Here is a 21,930-nt window from a genome sequence, read left to right on the forward strand (position 1 = left end):
CCATCGCGTTACCGCGATCGCGATAAAATGTGATGCGTCTGGTCCGGCCCCTGCCGGGAAGTGAAAGAAGAAGCTCGAATGTCCCAATCTCTGACGCGTTATGCCTGGCTTTCGATCGGCGCGGCAGTGGTGACCATTGGCCTTAAAGGCGGGGCTTACCTGCTGACGGGATCGATGGGTTTGCTGTCCGATGCCCTGGAATCGACCGTGAACTTGCTGGCCGCCATCGTGGCGCTGATCGTGCTCAATGTCGCGGTCAGGCCGCCGGATGAGGAGCACCAGTTTGGGCACAACAAGGCCGAATTCTTCTCCAGCGGGTTCGAGGGCGCGTTGATCCTGGTCGCGGCGGCCAGCATCATCGTCACCAGTGTCAACCGCCTGTTAAACCTGCAAGATATCGAGCAGGCCGGAATCGGCGTGGTGATCTCGCTCGGAGCCTCGCTGATCAACCTGTTCGTGGCGCGCGTTTTGCTGCGCGCGAGCCGCCAGCACAACTCCATCACCCTCGAAGCGGACTCGCATCACCTGATGACGGACGTCTGGACCTCGGTAGGCGTCATCATCGGCGTCGCCGCCGTAGCGATCACGAAACTGGCGTGGCTGGACCCCGTGATCGCGTTCCTCGTCGCATTGAACATCATCTGGACCGGCGTCAATCTGGTGCGGCGCTCGCTGTTGGGGTTAATGGACACGAGCATTTCGGGAGACGAAAACCAGAAAGTGCTGGCCGTGCTGGAACAGTACAAACAGCAGGAAGGCATCGACTGGCACGCGGTGCGGACGCGTTCCGCCGGATCGCGCAGCTTCATTTCGCTTCATCTGCTGGTTCCAGACCAGTGGACGGTCCGCCAGGGGCACGCGCTGGCGGAGCGTATCGAGCAGGATATTCACGCCGCCGTCCCGACCTCGACGGTTTTTACGCACGTCGAACCGGCTGGGGATCCCGTCTCGTGGCAGGACGAACAGCTGGATCGGGCTGCGGCGCAAAACGCGTAAACTCGCCGGGCGCAGGGCGGCCCTCAAACGAAACCGGCACAGCCCGACCCGGCGCGCTCCATAGGGCAGCACAAGGCCAGTCACTGGCTTGACTTTGAGCGCGCTCTAAGGCGTATGCTGAAAACGGATCGTTCACACGTAGAACCATCACTAGACCGGAAGGACGAAACATGGAGTACGTACGATTCGGCAAAACCGGTATGAAAGTCTCGCGCCTATGCCTGGGCATGATGACGTACGGCACGCCCAAGTGGCGCGACTGGGTGCTGGACGAGGAGCAGAGCCGCCCCTTCATCCAGCGCGCGCTGGAACTGGGCATCAACTTCTTCGACACCGCCGACATTTACTCGGTTGGCGTCAGCGAAGAAGTCACCGGGCGTGCCCTGCGCGATTTCGCGCGCCGCGATGAGGTGATCATCGCCACCAAAGTCTTCAACCCCATGAGCGACGACGTGAACGCGCGCGGCCTGTCGCGCAAGCACATCATGGACGCCATTGACGCGTCGCTGCGCCGCCTGGGGACCGACTACGTGGACCTGTACCAGATCCACCGCTGGGACTACAACACGCCGATCGAGGAAACGCTCGACGCCCTGAACGACGTCGTGAAGGCGGGCAAGGCGCGCTATATCGGCGCGTCGAGTATGTACGCGTGGCAGTTCGCGCAGGCGCTGTATACTGCCGACCTGCACGGCTGGACGCGCTTCGCCTCGATGCAGAATCACTACAACCTGATCTACCGCGAAGAAGAAGTCGAGATGATCCCGCTGTGCATCGACCAGGGCATCGCGGTCATCCCGTGGAGTCCGCTGGCGCGCGGCTTCCTGGCGGGCAACCGCACGCCTGACAAGAGCGGCGAGACGGCGCGCAGCAAGAGTGACGACTTCGCGCACAATATGTACTATGCCGACGACGACTTCGCCGTGGCGGATCGCGTGGGGGTGCTGGCGGAACGGCTCGGCTATGCGCGGGCGCAGATCGCGCTGGCGTGGATGCTGCACAAGCCCGGCATCACCAGCCCGATCGTCGGCGCGAGCAAGATGCCGCACCTGGAACAGGCCGTGCAGGCGCTGGACATCACGCTCTCGCCGGAGGACATCGCGTTCCTTGAGGAGCCGTACAAGCCGCACACGGTTTTGGGCCACAAATAAGCGGGCTGGCACACGATCTCGTGTTTTCGTAGGGGCGTATTGCGATACGCCCCTCGTTCGTTTCCCCGTAGGGGCGGGGCTTGCTCGCCCGTGAAGACAAAAACCGGGTAGGGCAAGCCCTACCCCTACGGATGATGGATCTGCTCTCGTCTCCAAATTGATTGAAAAGGGGCCGAAGGTGAGATCGCGCCGATGCCTGTTCCCCGCAACAAAAAACCGGGACGCTCACACGTCCCGGTTCCGGTTTCCCTATCTCCCGCCGCGTCAGTAGCACCACGCTTGCAGCGCCGCGATCATGTTGGCGCGCGGCGGCGTGCCCGTGTAGAGCATCGGCGTCAGATTCGCCCCGCCGATCGTCCAGCCCGTCGTGCCATACGCGCCGTAGTTCAGCACGAGGCAGCCCTGGTAGGCGACCATGCTGCCATCGAGGTGGTAGCCGAACAGCACCACCGGGATGCGCCCCGTATCGACCGCGCGGTAGCCGCCGAACTGGTACAGGCCGTAAAACAGCACCGTCTCTGCCGTGTCCGACCAGCCCTGCACGAACTGGTCATAGGTCTGGGGTGGATTGCTCCACTGCGTATATGCGCCCCAATAATTGCCCATGTTGATCGCGTTGAAGTAGTTCACTGCGAACTCATAGACCGTGTTGGTGTAGCCGACTGTGCCCAGGCTGGTGTAGCAGTCGATGCCTGCTAACTGCGTGGGGATGCTTTCCGGCACAGGAACCGCCGCCATCGGCTGGATGTTCGCGCCGGTCAGCAGCCACTGGCCCATGCCGACCGCCGCCTCGTTATAGGTCACGAAATAACATCCACTGTACGCCGCGACCGAGCCGTTGGTCCGGTAGCCGATCAGGATCGAGGGCACGGCTCCGGCGGTCGTCACCTGCTGGCGCGGGCGGAAACTGCCGAAAAACGCATCGACCCGCGTCGTGTCGGCGTACCCCGCCACAAAGGACGCGTAGGTCTGCGGCGGATTCAGCCATTGGGCATACGCGGCCTGATACTGCCGCGTGTTGATAGTGTTGTAGTAATTGCTCAGCATCCCGCGTGGGGAAACGTACGGGCCAGTTTGCGCCCCGGCGGGCACCACTGCCGCGAACATCGCCGCAACGAGCATCAGCACCACTAAAGATCGGACAGCGCGATTCATGGTATTGACTCCCTTTATCCCTTCATACTTAGAGTATAAGACGGATCGCTTACAGGTGTCTGATGCCAGCCACACCGTAAGCTGACGCTCACTCTACGCTCAAGCGCCGAAGTCTGACGCTTTGCAAGCGTTTGGACCCGCATCGCGCAGATGGATACAATCGGCGTGTTTCTCTTCCAACCGATAGGACACCCGATGACACCCGCCAAAGAGTCCCGCCAGCGCGCCATTCAGCGCCAGATCGACCGCGTGCAGCAGCGCGAAACCGCACTTCAAGAGGTCAGCAGCCGCTTCACCTGGGCGCGCCTGATCGCGTTCATCGGCGGAGGCGGGCTGACGGTGCTCGTGCTCGTGCTGGCCGGGATCTGGGCGTGGCTGGCCGCGACAGTCGTGTGGCTGGTGGGCTTCGCCGCGCTGACCCGCGCGCATGGCCGCGTCAACCGCACCATCGCTCGTTACGCGGCGTGGCGCGCGATCAAAGCGGCGCACATCGCGCGGATGAACCTGGACTGGGAGCATATCCCCTCTGCCCGGGCGATCCTGCCCCGCGACGACCGCCCCGTCGAGCGCGACCTGGACCTCGTAGGCGAGCACTCGCTGTACCGCCTGCTGGACACCGCCGCCTCGCGCGACGGCAGCCAGCGCCTGCGCGACTGGCTCAGCACCGATACGCCCGATCCGGCACGCATCGCGCGGCGGCAAACCATGGTGCGCGAGCTGGCCCCGCTGGCCCTGTTCCGCGACAAGCTGCGGTTGGACGCGGGCTTCGCCTCCGGCGGGATGCCGTGGCGCTGGGAAGGCAAAGCGCTGCTCGGTTGGCTGGGCGCGCTCGAACCGCCGCGCCCGCTGGCCCGGCTGGCAGTCGTGCTGACCGTCCTGGCGCTGATCGACGCGGCGCTGTTCGCGCTTAACATGGTGGGCGTGCTGCCGCCGGTCTGGGGTCTGACATTCGTCGTCTACGCGGCGATTTACTTCTGGAGCGTACGCGGTCTGGGCGATCCGTTCGGCAAGGCGTACGCGCTCAGCGATCCGCTGACGGACTTGCGCGGCGCGTTCGCGGTCGTCGAGGGTTACCACCCGGTCAAAGGCTCGGCGTTGGCAGATCTTTGCGCGCCGTTCCACGAAGCCGAGACGCGCCCGTCGGCGCAGCTTCGCCGCCTGACGCGCGTGCTGTCGGCGGCCAGCGTGCGCCACAATCCGCTGCTGTGGATGATCGTCAGCACGATCATGCCGTGGGATGTGTATGTCGTAGAACTGCTCAACCGGCGGCAGGCGGCGCTGAACGCCCTGCTGCCGCGCTGGCTGGATGTCTGGTTCGAGCTGGAAGCGCTCGGCGGGCTGGCGAATTTCGCCTACCTGAACCCGGACGCGACCTTCCCAGCGCTGAACGACGATCCCGGCGCGATTCCGGCCTTCGAGGCGCGCGCGCTCGGCCACCCGCTGATCCCCGATGCGACGCGCGTCTGCAACGATTTCACGCTGGCCGCACCCGGCGATCTGGCGCTGATCACCGGCTCGAACATGGCGGGCAAGAGTACATTTTTGCGTACGCTCGGCCTCAACCTGTGCCTGACCTACGCGGGCGGGTCGGTCGTCGCGGCATCACTGCATACCGTCCCGTTCCGGCTGTACACCTGCATCCGCATCACGGACTCGGTGACGGACGGCATCTCGTACTTCTACGCGGAGGTGAAATGCCTGCGCGGGCTGCTCGACGCGCTGGACGCCGATCACCCCTATCCGGTCTTTTACCTGATCGATGAGATTTTCCGGGGCACGAACAACCGCGAACGCCTGACCGGCAGCCGCTCGTTGATTGGGGCGCTGGGCGGCAAACGCGGCGTGGGCGTCATCTCCACGCACGACCTGGAACTGGTCACGCTGTCGGAAACGCTGCCCACGCTGAAGAACTATCACTTTACGGAGCACATCGAAGACGGGCGCATGACGTTCGATTACACGCTGCGGCCCGGTCCGTCGCCCAGCACCAACGCGCTGACGATCATGCGCATGGAGGGCCTGCCCGTCCCGGCGGAGTAAATGCCCCTTACGGCGCGCGGGCCAAGCGCTGATCCAGCGCGTCGAGATCGAACCAGCCCTTGTCCCACGGGCGCGTGTACCAGTCCGTGACGTGCAGCCCGTCCACCTGGGCGGCGCTGCAGTCATCGTCGGGCAGCACGATCGCGGTCGGGTGACGGCCCTGAACCACGAGCGAGTACGTCGCCACGGACCAGTGCTCAAGCGGCGTGTGGTCGATCCAGTCGATCGAGGACAGCGGGATGCACGCCTCGCGGCTGGCGGCCAGCGTATTTTCGAGCTTGTGCGTCAGGCGGAACCAGCCCAGGCTGTTGGCGCTGAGCGCGGCGGCGAAGATCACCGCGATCAACAGCACGATCCGGGTGCGCACGGCGTTCTCTAACCGCAGCGATTCGGTCCAGGCACGCGGCGCGGCGGCTTCGAAAACCGCCAATGACAGGAGCGGCAGCGTAATCGGCACGATCCAGAAGCGGTAGTCCAGGGCCGTCCACCACAGGCGCGGAACGAGCACACGCACCAGCAGCACCACGCCCGCCCCGGCTACAGCCAGGAACGCCACGCGGTACAGCGTCCGCGTCCGGTACGCCCACGCGGGAAAAATCCATTTCTGGCGGATGGCAGGCGCAGCGAAGAGGATCGCCACAGCCAGATAGGCGAACAGCAGCGCCAGCAGCATCGGGCCGAACACGGCAGATTTGAACGACGATACCAGCACCTCTACACTCATGTGATCGGACTCGTAAGAGGATTTTCTCGCCTCAAAGATCACCAGAGCGATCACGTCGATCGACGCAAGCAGCCCCGCCTGACGAAGATAGAACGTCCGGCGATCACGAAAGCGGAAAGCCAGCAGAAACGCGACGCCCGCCGCAAACGCGATCAACGGAATCGCGCTGGGATGCGCGACCAGTAACACCAGCGCCAATCCGGGGATCAACACCTGCCAGCGTTTGCCCGGACCCGCCAGCAGCGCCAGCAGCAGCGGCCAAAAGAGCTGCATGGCGATGGTGGCTTCCGAGTAGAGCGTGATCTGGCGGGGCAGCGTGGCGATGCCGATGCCGAGCGTCGGCCACAGGAACAGCCACGGCGCCCGATCTTTGACGATGAGCCAGCACAGCAGCAGCACGCCGAACGTGATCAGCGCGTATGACAGGCCAAAGATGATCCGCAGCAGCGTGATGTCATCGATCCACTGGCTGCTTAAAAGCATTGGACCCTGCCCGACCAGCAAAATGAAGCGCTGCGCGTGGGGAATGAACGGCTCCTGCTTGTCCAGCGTGAGAAAAAACATATAGCTGCCATCCCACGCCAGCGCCCCACTGGTCAACACCGCCATCGAAAGTCCAATGGCAATCAGGCCAAAATAAACAGTCGCTGCGATCCTGCTCATTGGCTATGCTCCCCTCTTAACACGCCACCGGTCGGCGTGTTGGGCTGAGATGACGGATGCGTCGGTGATGCCCCTGGCTCGGCGCTATTCCATTATCAATAAATCAGACAATAGTTTGCAAATCAGCCAAAGATCAAAGATGCACGCGGGCAGCAGGCACAAAAAGAGCCGGACCATGTTGTGATCCGGCTCCGCCCACAGCGTAACGCGGCGAACTCACTCGTAGTGCGGGTGCCACGAGCGCCCCCCGTCCGTCGATATCCAGGTACGCCAGCCGACCTCGATGCGAATCGAGCCGTCGCCCTGCCGCCGGATCTGGCCGCAGGCGTCCAGCGCCGGATCGTGATCGTCGTAATACTCGAACTGGTGCCACGAGTCGCCGCCGTCCGTGGTCGATTCCAGGAACAGGGTCCGATCGCGCCAGTAGGGTGAAGAAGAGGCCGTTTTTTCGAAGACCGTGACTCGCATGCCTGCTGTCTCAGAAACGAAGCGCTCGCACTGCCCGGCGCGCGTCACGCCCCACATATCGGACCAATCGATAGTCTCATCGGAATTGAAGAAGATGACGCAGCAACCGCTCATCATAAAAAATGCCATGACCGCCGCCAGCGGCCTGACGCGGCGAGCAACCATTTCCAGCACCAGCCCGACCAGCAGAAACGCAAGGCCGATAGGGATCCAAAACACCACCGACGACCCATAATCAACAATAAGGATCGTTGCTACGAAAAGCGGGGGAAGAAGCACCACAGTCAACAGCACCTGCAGGCGCAGCGACCAGAGATACCAGTCCACCGTCGTCGGCAGAGCAATCGCAATTTCTAACAGCAGCCAATAGATGGCCATGATGATCAGTGCTGCCGTGTGACGTTTGATCCAGGTTCCTATTACGCGCATTCGCCACCGCCTGCCCTTTGCCCCACGCCGCGTCCATCCGTCGCTGCGCGTCATACACAGCAAACGCCCGATTCAATCATAAGCGAACTTTGGCATAGGTAGAAGAAAAAAAGAGAGCCGGATGGATACCGGCCCTCGCTGACGGATTCTCGATAGGAGCGGATGCCGCTACGTGCGGTAGTGCCCATTGATGGTCACGTACTCGTGGCTGATGTCGCACGTCCATACCCACGTGGACGCATCACCCTGGCCCAGATCCAGCCGCACGCCCCATTCATCGTCCTGCATGTGCTGGATCGCTGCCGGTTCGTCGTAGTTGAGCGGCTGACCGCCTGCAACAAGCTGGATCGCATCGGTCCCGTCGGCGTGCAGCAGCCACAGCGACGCCGTCGCCGGGTTGATCTCCGCGCCGGAATAACCCGCCGCGCACAGGATGCGGCCCCAGTTGGGATCGCCGCCGTAAAACGCGGTCTTGACCAGCGCCGACGTCGCAATCGAGCGCGCCACGGTGCGGGCTTCGTCCTCGCTGGCCGCCCCGGTGATCTGGACCGTCACGAACTTGGTCGCGCCTTCGCCGTCGCGCACGATGGCCTGCGCCAGCGCGATCGCCACGTCGCTCAGCGCGGCGACGAACGCGGCCTCGTCCTGTACGGCCACGCCGGACGCGCCATTCGCCAGCGCCAGCACGGTATCGTTGGTGCTCATGTCGCCATCGACCACGATGCGGTTGAAGCTGGCATCCGCCGCCTGCCGCAGCGCGCGATCGAGCAGGTCTCGCGCGACCTGCGCATCGGTGGCGATCACCGACAGCATGGTCGCCATGTTCGGCGCGATCATGCCCGCACCCTTGGCGATGCCGGTGATGGTGTAGCCTTCCGCCGTCCGCACGCTGGCGACCTTCGGGCGCGTGTCGGTGGTCATGATCGCGCGGGCCGCATCCTGCCAGGAGCCAGCCTTGAGCTTGCCGTTCAGCGACTCGATCCCGCGCGCGATGCAGTCCATCGGCAGCGGCAGACCGATCACGCCCGTCGAGAGCACCAGCACCTCGTCCGCCGCGCAGCCAATCGCGTCCGCCGCCCAGATCGCGCTCTGGCGCGCATTTTCCAGGCCCGCGTCACCGGTGCAGGCGTTGGCGCTGCCCGTGTTGACCAGCACCGCGCGGATCGCCGCGTCCGGCACGGCCAGCACGCCCTGATCGTAGAGCACGGGCGCGGCCTTGACGCGGTTGGTGGTAAAGATACCCGCCGCCGTGCAGGGGCGATCGCTGACGACCAGCGCCATGTCGGGCCGGTCTTCGGGCTTCAAGCCGCTGTGTGTCCCGGCAAGCGTGAACCCTGTTACGGTATGGATTTCGTCAGACACAAAACACCCCCTCACGGTATGGCGTGAGCACCTCCGCATGTTCCGGTATCATCAAATCGTAAATCAGCGCGATCTCATCGCAGGCCATGCGGAACGGGCACGGCGTGCAGTCGCGCCAGACCTTGTCGGGGAAGTTGGCGACGAAGTCGCGGTGGAACCCCACCTTTTCGAACACACGCGGCGCACGCGTCAGAGTCAGCACGCGCTGGCTGCCGCGATCGTAGGCCATCGTGATCGCGGCGCGCACCAGCTCGACTGCGATCCCGTTGCCGCGAAAAGAAGGGTGCACCGCCAGTGAGCGAATCTCGCACAGCGTCGGATTGAAGAACACCAGCGACACACAGCCGACGACCTGCCCGTCAATCTCGGCAACGAGCCAATCGTCCAGGCTGTCACGGATGCTCTCCGGCGTGCGCGGCAGCATACGCCCGGCGCGCACTTCATCCTCGAACAGCGCGAGGATGGGCGCTACTTCGTCGTCAATCGGGCGGCGAACAATCATGCAGCAGTGCCCTCCGGCAGTTCGGCCAGAATCGCGGTCAGTCCGTCGATGAGTGCGTCGATGTGTTCCGGCTCCACGACCAGCGGCGGCAGCAAGCGCAGGACGTTCGGCCCGGCATTGATCAGGATCAGCCCGTGCTGGTAGCCCGCCTGGATCAGCGGCGTGACGTCCATGTCGAACTCCACGCCGACCATCAGCCCGCGCCCGCGCACCTCGACCACGTGCGGCGAGTTCAACTCTTTCAGACGCTCGACCAGCAGCTCGCCCATTTCCTGAACGTGCGCCAGCATCGCCGGATCGCTGATGCGCTTGACGGTCGCTTCCGCTACGCGGCAGATCACCGGACCGCCCGCGAAGGTGCTGCCGTGGTCGCCCACGCCCATCACGCCCGCAACGGCGTCCGTCATCAACACCGCGCCGATGGGCAGCCCGCTGCCGAGCGCTTTGGCCGCAGTGAGCATATCCGGCACGACCCCGATTTGCTCGTAGGCCCACAGCGTCCCGGTGCGGCCCATGCCGCACTGGATCTCGTCGAAGACCAGCAGCGCGCCCACGCGGTCGCAGGTTTCGCGCAGCGTCTGCAAAAATTCGGTCGAGGCGGGGTTGATGCCGCCCTCACCCTGCACCGGCTCCACGAACACGGCGCACGTCGCGTCCGTGACGAACTCTGCGATCGCGTCCACGTCATTGAACGGCGCGATCGCCACGTCCGGCAGCAGCGGGCGGAACGCCTTCTGGTACTTTTCGCGCGGGGTCATCGCCAGCGAGCCCATCGTACGCCCGTGGAACGCGCCCGTAAACGCTACGATCCCGGTTTTTTGACCGGGACCGTAGCGGGTATAAGCGACTTTGCGGGCGAACTTGATCGCGGCCTCGACGGCCTCAGTACCCGAATTCGCCAGGTACACTTTGTCCGCGAAGCTGGTTTGGCACAACACTTCGGCCAGGTCCGCCTGGGGCGCGGAATAATACAGGTTGCTGGTGTGACCGAGCTTGGACATCTGCGCCTGCGCCACGGCGGTGATGTCCGCGTCGCACTGGCCGAGCGCGTTCACGCTGATCCCGGACGCGAAGTCCAGGTAGCGATTGCCCGCCTCGTCATAGATCACCATGCCCTCGCCGTGATCCAGCACGAACGGCGCGCGCGCGTAGGTTCCCAACACGTACTGCTTTGTCTTTTCGGCAACGCTCAACGACATGAGTTCTGGTCTGTCTCCCTATGCCACAAATACCGTGCCGGTCCCAGCCGACAGCCCTGGCAAATTGGTAATCACTGCTTTTTGCACGCCGCTGGCGATGGCCGCCAGCGCCGCATGAACCTTCGGAATCATCCCGCCCGTGATCACGCCGCGATCGATCAGCGCGTGCGTCTCCGCGACGGTCAGCGCGGGCGCGACCGCACCATCCACCTGCACGCCGGGCACATTGGTCACAAACGTCGCGCGGGCGGCGCGCAGCGCGGCGGCAATCGCCCCGGCAGCGTGATCGGCGTTGACGTTATAGTGCCCGTCCGCACCCAGCGAGATTGGAGAGACGACCGGCGTGATACCCTGCTCGCACAGGCTCCCCAACACGTCCGCGCGCACGGCGATAATCCGTCCTACACGCCCCATCTCCGGCGACCACGGCTCGACGTGCAGCAGCCCGCGATCCACGCCGCTGAGGCCGAGCGCATCCACGCCCGCCGCCAGCAGCGCCGATACGATCTGCTTGTTCACGCCGCCCGAAAGCACCATCTCGGCTACTTCGAGCGCGGCCTCGTCGGTAACGCGCTGCCCGTTGGAGTACACGGGCTGCAAACCGAGCCGCTCCTGAAGCTGGTTGATCGCCCGCCCGCCGCCGTGCACGACGATGCAGGGCGTCTGCTGCTGGAGCATGGCGACCGCTTCCGCCAGCCCTTCAATAAACCCCGGCTGGTCGAGATCATTGCCGCCAACCTTAATCACGATAGGGGAAAGGCTCATGAGTACCGGTTCGTCCTTTTGCGCTTACAGGGGCAGTAGCCCGGCGGTTTCGGGAAAATCCCACATCAGGTTGAAGTTCTGCACGGCCTGCGACGCCGCGCCTTTGAGCAGGTTATCCAGCGCGGAGACGACGATCACCATCGAGTCGCTGACGGGCGTGATCGACAGGGCAGCGTAGGGCGTGTTGACTACGTGGCGCAACGTCGCCAGCTCCCCGGCAGGCAGCACGCTCACCAGCGGCTCCCCGGCGAAAATCGACTCGAACGCACTGCGCACCGCACCCGCGTCCGTCACCTGGGCGTAAATCGTGGCAATGATGCCCCGGTCGGTAGGCAGCAGGTGCGGCGAAAAGACCAACTGACCGTAGCCACTCTGCCCCTGCGCGGCCAACACCTGCTCGATTTCGGGGATGTGGCGGTGCGCCCGCCCGATGTTGTAGGGCGAGAAGTTGTTGTGCACTTCCGCGAACAGGTTGCCCAGCTTGGGCGTGCGCCCCGCGCCGGACACGCCCGACTTGGCGTCCACGATGACCGGTGCGCCCGCCGCCAGCAGCCCGCAGCGCGCCAGCGGCGCCGTACCCAGCAGCGTCGCCGTCGCGTAGCAGCCGGGGTTGGCGATCGCCATCGCGCCGTGCAGCGCATCCCGGCCCAGTTCCGGCAGCCCGTAGGGAATCGGCAGCAGCTCCGGCGCGGGATGTGTGACCTTATACCATTTCTCGAACACCGCCGGATCGTCCAGGCGCAGGTCCGCCGAGAGATCGACGACGCGCACGCCCTGGGCGAGTGCTTTTGCAGCGATGGGAGCGGATTTGGTATGGGGAAGGCAGAGGAAGACGGTCTGTACGGCGTCAAGCGGGGCATCGGCGGCGGCGACAAGAGTCAGGTCCGGGGCGAGAGGCCAACTTTGTCGAAGGCTTTGCCCCGCGCTGGATTCGGAGGTCGCAAAGGTGATCTCCACCTCGGGATGCCGCTCCAGCAGCCGGATCAGCTCCAGGCCCGTGTAGCCGGTGGCTCCGTAGATGCCGACGTGAATGGTCATGCGCGCTGTATGCCTTTCCGGGGCGCCTCAAGTGCCCCTGACAACAAAAAACCGCTCCCGGGTCCGGGAGCGGTTGTGCAGGTCGTGATCAATCTCTCGCTGCAAACGCCACTAAGCCGGACCCGTTAGAGTTTCGGGACGGCGAGCACGCGGACGGCGAGGAAGACGCTTTGAAAGTAACATGAGAACAGGTCACCCTACAGGGTTTCGAACACTGATGTTTTACAGTAACACACCTTGCGTGTGATGACAATACTTGATCACAAATTTTGTACAAATGACCGAATGCCCCGCCCGGCGCAGCCTATCCGGGCCTGCCAGCGCCCGTTTGACCACCCCGCGCGCGGCGCTCGCTGATGTGTCTGTTGGGCGGATTGCCTCATGGTAGATCATCTGAAAGCTCACATAGAGGTCGGCATGGAGCGTGTTATGCACTTCCAGCCTCTCATTCCCTGAATCCTTACTCCGGTTCCACAGGGGAAGGGAAAAACGGGCGGAAAGAGCCCCGCCCCTACGGTTCGCGGAATCAGGAACGCGTGAGAAACCAGTTCTCTCGCTCAAAGCGTGCATAACAGCCCCAGGGAGCAAAGAGAGCATGGTCTATGTAAGGCGGTAAAAAGAACTTTTTCCCTCACCTTCGCCGCAGGAGTGCCGCCCGCATAAGAACTGTGTTAATGTTGTACCAGACGCCTTGACAGGGCATTGGCTCACGAGTAAACTATCAGATAGTTCACATCTAAACCTTTTGATGGGACGGGCATGATCGAGAAAGTGCAGCGCCGGGTTGCTCGCCAGTACCGGACCAGTATTCTAGGCTGGCTTCACATGGTCCGTGTACACTCGCGCATCTCACGCGGGGAGCAGGCACTGCTCGCAGCATATGGCCTGACCGGGGCACAGTTCGACGTGCTTTCGCATCTGGCGTCGGAGCCGGGGCTGAACCAGCAAATGCTCGCAGGGCGGCTGCTGGTCACCAAGGGCAACGTCGCCGGGCTGATCGACCGGCTGGAAACCGCCGGATTTGTCGAGCGGCGGGACGACCCGGAAGATCGTCGGACGCACCGCCTCTATCTGACGCCCGCCGGTGAATGTGCATTCGATGCCGCCGCGCCCGCGCTCGAAACGCACATCGACAGCCGTTTTGAAACGCTGAACCCGGACGAGCAGGCAACGCTGCTCTCCCTGCTGGCAAAACTCGACCGGGCGCTGCGCAACGAGAAAGAAGAGTGTTAGGGCTCTTTTTTTGAAGGAACTGTTTATATCTAAACAGTCAATATCGCGACAATCTATATGTATACGGCATAAGGGTATCCGTAGGAGGAACTCATGGCTTGGCAAATCGATAACGCACATTCGGCTGTTCAGTTCACCGTCCGCCACATGATGATCTCGAACGTGCGCGGCATGTTCGACAAGTTCGAAGGCACCGTTGATCTGGATGAGAACAATCCTGAGAACACGACGGTTCACGTCGTGATCGACACGGCCAGCATCAACACCCGCCAGGAACAGCGCGACAATCACCTGCGCTCCGGCGACTTCTTCGATGCGGAAAACTATCCGCAGATGGTCTTCGAGAGCACGCGCGTCGAGCGGACCGGCGAAGATACGGCGAAGCTGCACGGCAACCTGACCATTCGCAACATCACCAAGCCCGTCGTGCTCGACGTGGAATACGTCGGCCAGGCGAAAAGCCCGTGGGGCACCACGAGCGCCGGGTTCAACGCCAGTGCTAAGATCAACCGTAAGGATTGGGATCTGACCTGGAACCAGGGCCTGGAAACCGGCGGCGTGCTGGTCGGTGACGACATCAAGATCAACATCGAGCTGGAACTGGTCAAGCAGGAAAGCGCTCAGGCGGCTTCGGCAGGCGCATAACCCTCGCCGGAACGACGAACATGCCGCTGCGCCAGGGTAACCTGCCAGCGGCTTTTATTTACCCGGAGGAAGTCATGACGGACACGTTGCCACCCCTGTTTGGCATCAACATTCATCCCGGCGCAGACAGCGTACAGGATGCGTTCGAGCGGGCCGCCGTCGCAGATCGCACCGGCCTGGATCTGATCGGCGTGCAGGACCATCCGTACAATCGCAGCATGCTCGACACCTGGACGCTGCTGTCGGCGCTGGCCGCGCGCACGGAGCGCGTCCACGTGCTGACGAACGTCGCCAATCTGCCGCTGCGTCCACCCGCGATGCTCGCCAAGCAGGCCGCCTCGCTGGACGTGATCAGCGGGGGCCGGGTGGAACTGGGCATCGGTGCGGGCGCGTACTGGCAGGGCATCGAGGCCTACGGCGTTCCGACGCGCTCCCCCGGCGAAGCGGCTTCGGCCTTTGAAGAAGCCCTGCACGTCCTGCGCGGGATGTGGGACAACACCACCGGCTCGTTCACCTACCAGGGCAAGTTCTATCAGGTCAACGGCGCGCGGCCCGGCCCCGGCCCGGTGCATCCGATCCGCCTGTGGACGGGCGCACTCGGCCCGCGTATGCTGCGCATCACCGGGCGGCTGGCCGACGGGCTGCTCATCTCCCGCCCCTACGTGCCGCCGGAGCGCCTGCCGGACTTCAACGCACGCATCGACGACAGCGCGATCGAGGCCGGACGCGCACCCACGGATATCCGCCGGGGCTACAACCTGATGGGCATGATCGAACTGCGGCCCGACACCAGACGGCCTGCGGGGCTGTCCGAAGGCAACCTGTACGGGACGGTCAACGATTGGATTGAGGAACTGGTCCACTACTACCGCGACTATCGCCAGGATACGTTCCTGTTCTGGCCCGTGGCGGGCGACGAGCTGCGCCAGATCGAGGTCTTCGCGCAGGAAGTCGCGCCCGCCGTGCGTGAAGCGGTGGCCCTCGCGCCGCGCTGATGGGCGTGGAGTCCGCATAGGGTTGCACTACAATCTGAAGGACCACTCAGGAGAATCGAGGTAACCGCATGGCAGCAATCAACGGTATCCACCACGTGTCGGCCATCACCGGGGACGCGCAGCGCAACGTCGATTTTTACACGACGGTGCTGGGGCTGCGTATGGTGAAAAAGACCGTCAACTTTGACGATCCCGGAACCTACCACTTCTACTATGGCGACGAAACCGGTACGCCGGGCACACTCCTGACGTTCTTCGCATGGACCAACGCACGTCGCGGGCGGCAGGGCGCAGGGCAAACCGGGGCCATCGCGTTCGCCGTGCCGCAGGAATCGCTCGACTACTGGGCGGAACGCCTGCGCACGCACGGCGTCACAGTCGGGGAGCGAACCGCACGCTTTGGCGATGACGTGCTGCCGTTCGTCGATCCCGACGGCCAGCCGCTCGAACTGATCCCGCAGGCGGGGGTCGAAGATCTGCCCGCCTGGGGGAATGGACCCGTCCCCGCGGAATATGCCGTGCGCGGCTTCCACAGCGTTACGTTATGGGAAAGCGATCCCACACAAACCGAACGGCTGCTAACGGAAGTATTCGGGTTCGAGCGCGTTGCACAGGAAAGCAAGCGCACGCGCTACCAGACCGGCGACGGCGGCATTGGCACGCGGGTCGATATCCTCAATGTGCCCGACGCGGAATGGGCCATCAGCGGCGCGGGCACGGTCCATCATGTCGCATGGCGCACGCCGGACGATGACCAGCAGCTTGAATGGATGGCGACGCTGCGCACACTGGGGCTGAACGTCACGCCCGTGCAGCCGCGCTTCTACTTCAACTCGATCTACTTCCGCGAGCCGGGCGGCGTGCTGTTCGAGATTGCCACCGATCCGCCGGGCATGCTGGTCGATGAGCCGCTGGAGACGCTGGGGCAAACGCTCAAGCTGCCGCCGTGGTACGAAAACCAGCGCGCCGTCATCGAGCGGCAGCTTCCGGCGCTGCGCGTCCCGGCGAGCGAAGGCGGTCCCCGTGACTGATCCGGCGGCGGCGCGCGGGCCTCACCAGGGCCAACCTGCGCTGACGGCGGGCGAGCCGCTCGACCGCGCTCGTGCCGTGATGTTCATGCTGCACGGGCGCGGCGCAACGGCGGAGAGCATCCTGGGTCTGACCGGGGTGCTCGACGTGCCGGGTTATGCGTATGTCGCGCCCCAGGCCGCGGGCCACACGTGGTATCCGTACAGCTTTCTGGAGCCGCTGGACCGTAACGAGCCATACCTCTCGTCGGCGCTGGCTGCCGTGGGCGACACGCTGGATACGCTTGAGGCGGAAGGCATCGCGCCGGAGCGCATGATCCTGCTCGGCTTTTCGCAGGGCGCGTGCCTCGCGCTGGAATATGCAGCGCGCCACGCCCGGCGATATGGCGGCGTGATCGCGCTCAGCGGGGGGCTGATCGGCCCCGACGGTACGCCGCGCAACTATCCCGGCACACTGGACGGCACGCCCGTGTTCATCGGCTGCGACGATGCCGATCCGCACATCCCCGCCGCCCGCGTTCTGGAGTCCGAGCGCGTGCTGTCAGATCTCGGCGCGGCGGTGACAGCGCGGCTGTACGCGCGCATGGGACACACGGTCAACCAGGACGAAATCGACACGGCCAGCTCGATGATGCGCGCGCTGCTCGCTTTGCATCAAACCTAGGGGTGGGCGCAGAATGCCCGCCAGCACTTCCAACTAACCGGAAGGATCAGACCATGAACACACCGCTTGTGACGCAGGAAGCCGATCAGTTCGCGCCGCAGGAACTTCACGTGCTGGGGTTCGCGGGCAGCCTGCGCCAAAACTCTTACAATCGGGCGCTGCTGCGGGCCGCGCAGGAACTCATGCCGGACGGCATGAGCCTGTCTATCTTCGACCTGTCGCACATTCCGCTCTACAACGCCGATCTCGATCAGGACGGCATTCGCCCGCCCGCCATCGAGCTGTTCAAGCAGGCCATCGCCAAGGCGGATGCGCTGCTGATCGCCACGCCGGAATACAACCACAGCATGCCCGGCGTGCTGAAAAATGCACTCGACTGGGCGTCGCGCCCGGCAGGCCGGTCGCCGATGTCCGGCAAGCCCGCAGCCATGATGGGCGCGACGGGCGGCCTGTGGGGCACGATCCGCGCTCAGGACGATCTGCGCAACGTGCTGACCTCAACCGGCAGCCACGTGATGCTGCGCCGCCCGGAAATTCTGATCGCGCAGGCGCCGCAGAAGTTCGACGAGCAGGGGCGGCTGACCGACGACACGACGCGCACGCTGGTCACGCAGCTTTTGGTTGGGCTGCGCGATTGGACGCTCCGGCTGCGCGCCGGGGAACCGGTGCCAGCTGCCGCACCAACCCGCTGAACCCCAAAGCCGGGCGGATTCGGAAATCCGCCCGGCTTTACTTTATCCTGCCTTCCGTTGATAATTAGAGTCAAACTTTATGCCAAGAACAGCACTTATCATAATGAGTGTGCTAAACTGCTTGATTCCTCGAAATTTTTGCCCTATACTGTGTGTGAAACGATTTGTGAAACGTTAAAGTAAAACCTTAACCACTTACGAGTTTCATTATATGCTTTCAAAAATTACATTACGCGACGTAGCCGATCGTGCCGGTGTGTCCGTGACCACCGTTTCAAATGTCGTGCGCGGCTGGCCCTATATCTCCGAAGAAACACGCCTCCGGGTCGAACAAGCAATTAACGACCTGGGATACGTCCCCCATCCGATGGCACAGGGCCTCCGCACCGGGCGCACACAGGTGATCGGTTTCGTCGTCCCCAACCTTGGCAATCCGCACTTTGCCGCGATGGTCAGCGCCGTCGAGGATGTCGCCTGGGAACATGGCTACAGCGTTTTAGTGTTCAACACGCACGAAAACGAATCGCGCGAGACAGACTGCGTGCGGCGCATGATCAATGGCTGGGGCGACGGCCTGCTGATCGTGCAGAGCGCCCAGTTCCTCGAAACGTCGCAGCTCCTGCGCGACTTCCCGCTGCCCGTCGTGGCTATCGACCGCGTGCCGCCCACCTATGAAGGCGCGTACTGCAAGGTGGACAACATCGCCATTGCGCGTATGGCGATGACGCACCTGTACGAACTGGGTCATCGCCGCATCGCGCACCTCAGCGGGGCGAAAAACGCGCTCACCGCCATGACGCGCCTGGAAGGGTATCGCCTCTTCCTTAAGGAGATGGGCCTCAGCTACAGCTACGTGTCGAACAGCACGAACCTGTGGACGCCCAACGAAGGCTACCACGCCATGCAGGATCTCCTGGCGACCGCTCCACACCCTACCGCCGTATTTGCCAGCAACGACAGCCTGGCGATTGGCGCCGCACACGCCATCCGCGAGGCAGGGCTGCGCATTCCCGAAGACATCTCACTGATTGGCGTTGATGACCTCGACGTCAGCCGCTACCTCTACCCGCCCCTGACATCTGTCCAGCAGCCCGTAGCGGAAATGGCGCAGGTCGGAATCGATCTGCTGCTCCGGCTGATCATGGGCGAACCGCCCGAAGATATACATGTGTCTCTCTCGCCGACACTGGTCATTCGTCGCTCAACCGGGCCATGTCTGGCAGGATGAGGAGGAAAAATGCAGCAACCTTTATTAAGAATGGAACACATCAGTAAAGCGTTTCTTGGCGTCCAGGCCCTCAATGACGTGTCATTGGAGGTCGGGCGCGGCGAGATTCACGGCCTGCTGGGGGAAAATGGCGCGGGCAAATCGACCCTCATCAAGATTCTCTCCGGCGCGTACAAGCCCGACGGCGGCACGATCGAGTTCGACGGGCAGATGGTGAACGTAGGCAGCCCGCAGCACGCGCAGCATCTGGGCATCGTCACCATCTACCAGGAGTTCACCCTGGTCCCCAGCCTGTCGATCGCTGAAAACGTGCTGATCGGGCGCGAGCCGGGCCCCGCCGGAACCCTCATCGACTGGCGGCGGATGCGCCGGGAAACGCGCGAGATCACCGACCGCCTGGGCATCGACCTCGACCCGATGCGGCTGGTACGCACGCTCAGCGTGGCCGAGCAGCAGATGGTCGAAATCGCGCGGGCGCTGTCGATGAAGTCCAAGCTCATCATCATGGACGAGCCGACCGCCGCCCTCAGCGAGAACGAAGTCGAGCAGCTGCTTCAGATCTCGCGGGACCTCAAGAAGCAGGGCATCAGCATCATCTTTATCACGCATCACCTCGAAGAAGCGCTGCGCGTCTGCGACCGCGTGACGATCTTGCGCGATGGCCGGTTGGTCGGCACGGAAGACATCGGAAACATCACGTTGAACGACATCATCCGCATGATGGTCGGGCGCTCGGTAGACGACCTGTTCCGCCGTCAGGACGGCCACGAAGCGGGTGAAATCGCCCTCAAAGTGACCGGGCTGAGCCGCAAAGGCAACGCGCGCAACCCCACCGCGATCTTCCTCGACAACATCTCGTTCGGGGTGCGGCGCGGAGAAATTCTGGGCCTCGCCGGGTTGGTCGGCGCGGGCCGTACCGAGCTGGCGCGGGCGATCTTCGGCGCGGACCCGATCACCAGCGGCACGGTCGAGGTGGACGGCAAACCGGTCAAGATCCATTCCCCGCGTGACGCGATCCGGCTCGGCATCGGGTTGGTCCCCGAAGACCGCAAACAGCAGGCGCTGTTCCTGGCGCTGGCCGTGCGCGAAAATATGAGCATCGCGTCGCTGCCCAAGCTGCTGCGCTGGGGCGTGTTCGTACGCGAGCGCGCCGAGCAAGAAATGGTCGCGCAGTACCGGGGCAACCTGAACATCAGTATGTCCGGCCCGGATCAGCGCGTGCGCAATTTGAGCGGCGGCAACCAGCAGAAAGTCGTGCTGGCGCGCTGGCTGGCGCTCAGCCCGCGCGTGCTGATCGTGGACGAACCGACGCGCGGCATCGACGTCGCCGCAAAAGCCGAAGTGCACCAGCTCATGGACGAGATGGCCCGCAACGGCATCGCCATCATCATGATTTCATCGGAGCTGCCCGAAATTCTCGGCATGAGTGACCGCATTATCACCCTGCGCAACGGTCGCCTGACCGGCGAGTTTACGCGCGAAGAAGCCACCGAAGAACGCTTGATGCAAGTCATGGCGCTTGAGCAGCAGTCAATAGTTTCTTAAGGACGAGATAATGAGTGAAGCATCCCTTACACGGACGAAAGCCCCCGCCCGGCAGTTCAGCGTCATCGACTTCGTGGGCCGGTTTGCACCGCTAATTTTCCTGATCGCGCTGGTCATCGTGTTTGGCGTTCAGCAGCCGCGCTTCCTGTCGTCGCTGAATCTGTTCAACGTGATGCGCCAGATCTCGATCACCGGTCTGATCTCCATCGGCATGACGTTCGTGATCCTGACCTCCGGCATCGACCTGTCGGTCGGCTCGCTGCTGGCGCTGTCGGGCCTGATCTGCGCGGCGGTCGCCAAGGGCGGCACCGAGAATACGCTCTCGCTGAGCACGGCTGAAGAAGTCGGCTACGGCGTGACGCTGGCGGCGCTGACCGCGATGGCCGTCGGCACGGCGGGCGGAATGGTGCAGGGGCTGGCTATCACCCAGTTGGGCGTACCGCCCTTCGTGGTGACGCTTGGCGGCCTGTCGATCTTCCGCGGCATGGCGCTGCTGTTCTCCAACGGCGGCCCGATCAGCGGCTTCAACGAGCAGTTCCGCTTCTGGGGACAGGAAAAGGTGATGGATCAGGTCCCCGTCCCCGTCATCGTCTTCATCGTCTTCGCGGTGCTGGCCCACATCGTGCTGCGCTATACGCGCTATGGCCGCCACGTCTACGCGGTGGGCGGCAATCCTGAAGCCGCGCGGCTATCGGGCCTGAACGTCAACCTGATCCTGGTCAGTGTGTATACCATCGTCGGCTTTTTCTCCGGTCTGGCGGGCTTTGTACTGGCGGCCCGGTTGAACTCGGCGGAAGCCGTCGCCGGGCAGGGTTACGAGCTGGACGTGATCGCCTCAGTGGTCATCGGCGGCACGAGCCTGTTCGGCGGCGAAGGCGGCATCCCGGGCACGGTGATCGGCGCGATGCTGATCGGCGTGCTGAAAAACGGGTTGGTGCTAATGAACGTCTCGTCCTACACTCAGCAAATTGTGATCGGCGTCATCATCGTGTTGGCCGTTGCTTTCGACCGCTTCATCAAATCCAAGCGGCGCGCCTAACCGGGAAGGAGGAAACGCTTCGAGGGACACGATCGACGAAGACCGTTCATCCGACCAAGCAATAGTTACCTTTAGGAGCCCTAAACATGAGTAAGAAACTCCTCTCCGTCCTGTTAATGATTACGATTGCCTGTGGCCTGATGGCCATTCCGGCGGCAGCGCAAGACGACGAACAACTGACCATCTTCAGCTCGATGCCGAACATGGCGTTCCCCTTCTTCGTCCACATGCAAAGCCAGATCGAAGCGGAAGCGGAAGTGTTGGGCAACATCGATCTGCTGACGGCTGACGGCCAGAACAGCGCCCCGAAGCAAACCGGTGACGTCGAAGCCGCTATCGTTCAGGGCGTCGATGGCATCATCATCAGCC

20 protein-coding genes and 1 pseudogene are annotated in these 21,930 nt (G+C 63.4%); 13 read left to right on the forward strand and 8 right to left on the reverse strand.

What is annotated here, in order from left to right; all coding sequences use genetic code 11:
• The first annotated feature begins 60 nt into the window (after positions 1-60).
• Together V7116_RS09695 and V7116_RS09700 are read left to right on the forward strand one after the other, a co-directional pair.
• Positions 61-996 (forward strand): cation diffusion facilitator family transporter, encoded by a 936-nt coding sequence (locus tag V7116_RS09695; RefSeq protein ID WP_442891815.1) that lies wholly within the window; start codon positions 61-63, stop codon positions 994-996.
• A 170-nt stretch (positions 997-1,166) separates the two neighbouring features.
• The gene (locus tag V7116_RS09700; protein WP_324391715.1) at positions 1,167-2,147 is read left to right on the forward strand and encodes an aldo/keto reductase; all 981 of its coding nucleotides are present in this window, start codon (positions 1,167-1,169) and stop codon (positions 2,145-2,147) included.
• Between the two features lie 264 nt (positions 2,148-2,411).
• Here V7116_RS09700 and V7116_RS09705 read toward each other — a convergent pair whose 3' ends face one another.
• The gene (locus V7116_RS09705; protein WP_324391716.1) at positions 2,412-3,302 is read right to left on the reverse strand and encodes a hypothetical protein; all 891 of its coding nucleotides are present in this window, start codon (positions 3,300-3,302) and stop codon (positions 2,412-2,414) included.
• A 195-nt stretch (positions 3,303-3,497) separates the two neighbouring features.
• On the opposite strand from V7116_RS09705, the gene V7116_RS09710 reads away from it, so the two are divergent.
• A complete protein-coding gene (locus V7116_RS09710) occupies positions 3,498-5,342 on the forward strand; it encodes a MutS family DNA mismatch repair protein (RefSeq protein ID WP_324391717.1) in 1,845 nt (614 codons plus the stop codon).
• Between the two features lie 7 nt (positions 5,343-5,349).
• On the opposite strand, the gene V7116_RS09715 is transcribed toward V7116_RS09710, so the two are convergent.
• From V7116_RS09715 to argC, 7 genes are all read right to left on the reverse strand, one after another.
• On the reverse strand, positions 5,350-6,729 hold the full coding sequence (locus tag V7116_RS09715) for a hypothetical protein (RefSeq protein WP_324391718.1): 1,380 nt from the start codon (positions 6,727-6,729) through the stop codon (positions 5,350-5,352).
• 216 nt (positions 6,730-6,945) lie between these two features.
• Entirely contained in the window at positions 6,946-7,626 is a 681-nt protein-coding gene (locus V7116_RS09720; RefSeq protein ID WP_324391719.1) for a hypothetical protein, read from the reverse strand.
• 168 nt (positions 7,627-7,794) lie between these two features.
• Entirely contained in the window at positions 7,795-8,988 is a 1,194-nt protein-coding gene (argJ, locus tag V7116_RS09725) for a bifunctional glutamate N-acetyltransferase/amino-acid acetyltransferase ArgJ (RefSeq protein WP_324391720.1), read from the reverse strand.
• The gene (locus V7116_RS09730) at positions 8,981-9,490 is read right to left on the reverse strand and encodes a GNAT family N-acetyltransferase (RefSeq protein ID WP_324391721.1); all 510 of its coding nucleotides are present in this window, start codon (positions 9,488-9,490) and stop codon (positions 8,981-8,983) included. Before V7116_RS09730 ends, argJ begins: the two co-directional genes overlap by 8 nt.
• Positions 9,487-10,689: an aspartate aminotransferase family protein gene (locus tag V7116_RS09735; protein WP_324391722.1), complete on the reverse strand. Its 1,203-nt coding sequence runs from the start codon at positions 10,687-10,689 to the stop codon at positions 9,487-9,489. The genes V7116_RS09730 and V7116_RS09735 overlap by 4 nt, the downstream gene beginning before the upstream one ends.
• An 18-nt stretch (positions 10,690-10,707) precedes the next feature.
• Positions 10,708-11,454 carry an acetylglutamate kinase gene (gene argB / locus V7116_RS09740; protein WP_324391723.1) on the reverse strand — a complete coding sequence of 249 codons (747 nt, stop codon included), beginning with the start codon at positions 11,452-11,454 and terminating at the stop codon, positions 10,708-10,710.
• A 24-nt stretch (positions 11,455-11,478) separates the two neighbouring features.
• Positions 11,479-12,492, reverse strand: a complete 1,014-nt coding sequence (gene argC, locus V7116_RS09745; RefSeq protein ID WP_324391724.1) for an N-acetyl-gamma-glutamyl-phosphate reductase — start codon at positions 12,490-12,492, stop codon at positions 11,479-11,481.
• A 759-nt stretch (positions 12,493-13,251) separates the two neighbouring features.
• Between argC and V7116_RS09750 the strand changes: the two genes are divergently transcribed.
• The 10 genes and pseudogenes from V7116_RS09750 to V7116_RS09795 form a co-directional block, all read left to right on the forward strand.
• Positions 13,252-13,725 (forward strand): MarR family winged helix-turn-helix transcriptional regulator, encoded by a 474-nt coding sequence (locus tag V7116_RS09750; protein WP_324391725.1) that lies wholly within the window; start codon positions 13,252-13,254, stop codon positions 13,723-13,725.
• A 93-nt stretch (positions 13,726-13,818) separates the two neighbouring features.
• Complete coding sequence (locus tag V7116_RS09755) at positions 13,819-14,370, forward strand: YceI family protein (RefSeq protein ID WP_324391726.1); 552 nt, start codon at positions 13,819-13,821, stop codon at positions 14,368-14,370.
• Positions 14,371-14,444: 74 nt separating this feature from the next.
• Positions 14,445-15,365: an LLM class flavin-dependent oxidoreductase gene (locus V7116_RS09760; protein WP_324391727.1), complete on the forward strand. Its 921-nt coding sequence runs from the start codon at positions 14,445-14,447 to the stop codon at positions 15,363-15,365.
• A 68-nt stretch (positions 15,366-15,433) separates the two neighbouring features.
• Positions 15,434-16,396 (forward strand): ring-cleaving dioxygenase, encoded by a 963-nt coding sequence (locus tag V7116_RS09765; RefSeq protein ID WP_324391728.1) that lies wholly within the window; start codon positions 15,434-15,436, stop codon positions 16,394-16,396.
• Entirely contained in the window at positions 16,389-17,057 is a 669-nt protein-coding gene (locus tag V7116_RS09770) for an alpha/beta hydrolase (RefSeq protein ID WP_324391729.1), read from the forward strand. The genes V7116_RS09765 and V7116_RS09770 overlap by 8 nt, the downstream gene beginning before the upstream one ends.
• 53 nt (positions 17,058-17,110) lie before the next feature.
• Positions 17,111-17,749, forward strand: coding sequence for an NADPH-dependent FMN reductase (locus V7116_RS09775; RefSeq protein WP_324391730.1), 639 nt, complete (start codon positions 17,111-17,113; stop codon positions 17,747-17,749).
• 211 nt (positions 17,750-17,960) lie between these two features.
• Entirely contained in the window at positions 17,961-18,977 is a 1,017-nt protein-coding gene (locus V7116_RS09780) for a LacI family DNA-binding transcriptional regulator (RefSeq protein WP_324391731.1), read from the forward strand.
• Between the two features lie 9 nt (positions 18,978-18,986).
• Positions 18,987-20,522, forward strand: a complete 1,536-nt coding sequence (locus tag V7116_RS09785) for a sugar ABC transporter ATP-binding protein (RefSeq protein WP_324391732.1) — start codon at positions 18,987-18,989, stop codon at positions 20,520-20,522.
• A gap of 10 nt (positions 20,523-20,532) precedes the next feature.
• Entirely contained in the window at positions 20,533-21,561 is a 1,029-nt protein-coding gene (locus V7116_RS09790; protein WP_324391733.1) for an ABC transporter permease, read from the forward strand.
• A gap of 86 nt (positions 21,562-21,647) precedes the next feature.
• Positions 21,648-21,930: pseudogene (locus V7116_RS09795) on the forward strand (substrate-binding domain-containing protein); the annotation flags it as partial.

The organism is Aggregatilinea sp., from assembly GCF_036822615.1.
In the GTDB taxonomy this organism is placed as follows: domain Bacteria; phylum Chloroflexota; class Anaerolineae; order Aggregatilineales; family Aggregatilineaceae; genus Aggregatilinea.

What these genes read in the sequence shown, in the direction of transcription:
- V7116_RS09710 (WP_324391717.1), top strand. Translation starts at nt 3,498, where the DNA reads ATGACACCCGCCAAAGAGTCCCGCCAGCGCGCCATTCAGCGCCAGATC.
- V7116_RS09705 (WP_324391716.1), bottom strand. Translation starts at nt 3,302, where the DNA reads ATGAATCGCGCTGTCCGATCTTTAGTGGTGCTGATGCTCGTTGCGGCG.
- V7116_RS09765 (WP_324391728.1), top strand. Translation starts at nt 15,434, where the DNA reads ATGGCAGCAATCAACGGTATCCACCACGTGTCGGCCATCACCGGGGAC.
- V7116_RS09790 (WP_324391733.1), top strand. Translation starts at nt 20,533, where the DNA reads ATGAGTGAAGCATCCCTTACACGGACGAAAGCCCCCGCCCGGCAGTTC.
- V7116_RS09750 (WP_324391725.1), top strand. Translation starts at nt 13,252, where the DNA reads ATGATCGAGAAAGTGCAGCGCCGGGTTGCTCGCCAGTACCGGACCAGT.
- V7116_RS09755 (WP_324391726.1), top strand. Translation starts at nt 13,819, where the DNA reads ATGGCTTGGCAAATCGATAACGCACATTCGGCTGTTCAGTTCACCGTC.
- V7116_RS09760 (WP_324391727.1), top strand. Translation starts at nt 14,445, where the DNA reads ATGACGGACACGTTGCCACCCCTGTTTGGCATCAACATTCATCCCGGC.
- argC (WP_324391724.1), bottom strand. Translation starts at nt 12,492, where the DNA reads ATGACCATTCACGTCGGCATCTACGGAGCCACCGGCTACACGGGCCTG.
- V7116_RS09730 (WP_324391721.1), bottom strand. Translation starts at nt 9,490, where the DNA reads ATGATTGTTCGCCGCCCGATTGACGACGAAGTAGCGCCCATCCTCGCG.
- V7116_RS09785 (WP_324391732.1), top strand. Translation starts at nt 18,987, where the DNA reads ATGCAGCAACCTTTATTAAGAATGGAACACATCAGTAAAGCGTTTCTT.
- V7116_RS09775 (WP_324391730.1), top strand. Translation starts at nt 17,111, where the DNA reads ATGAACACACCGCTTGTGACGCAGGAAGCCGATCAGTTCGCGCCGCAG.
- V7116_RS09715 (WP_324391718.1), bottom strand. Translation starts at nt 6,729, where the DNA reads ATGAGCAGGATCGCAGCGACTGTTTATTTTGGCCTGATTGCCATTGGA.
- argB (WP_324391723.1), bottom strand. Translation starts at nt 11,454, where the DNA reads ATGAGCCTTTCCCCTATCGTGATTAAGGTTGGCGGCAATGATCTCGAC.
- V7116_RS09780 (WP_324391731.1), top strand. Translation starts at nt 17,961, where the DNA reads ATGCTTTCAAAAATTACATTACGCGACGTAGCCGATCGTGCCGGTGTG.
- V7116_RS09735 (WP_324391722.1), bottom strand. Translation starts at nt 10,689, where the DNA reads ATGTCGTTGAGCGTTGCCGAAAAGACAAAGCAGTACGTGTTGGGAACC.
- V7116_RS09700 (WP_324391715.1), top strand. Translation starts at nt 1,167, where the DNA reads ATGGAGTACGTACGATTCGGCAAAACCGGTATGAAAGTCTCGCGCCTA.
- V7116_RS09720 (WP_324391719.1), bottom strand. Translation starts at nt 7,626, where the DNA reads ATGCGCGTAATAGGAACCTGGATCAAACGTCACACGGCAGCACTGATC.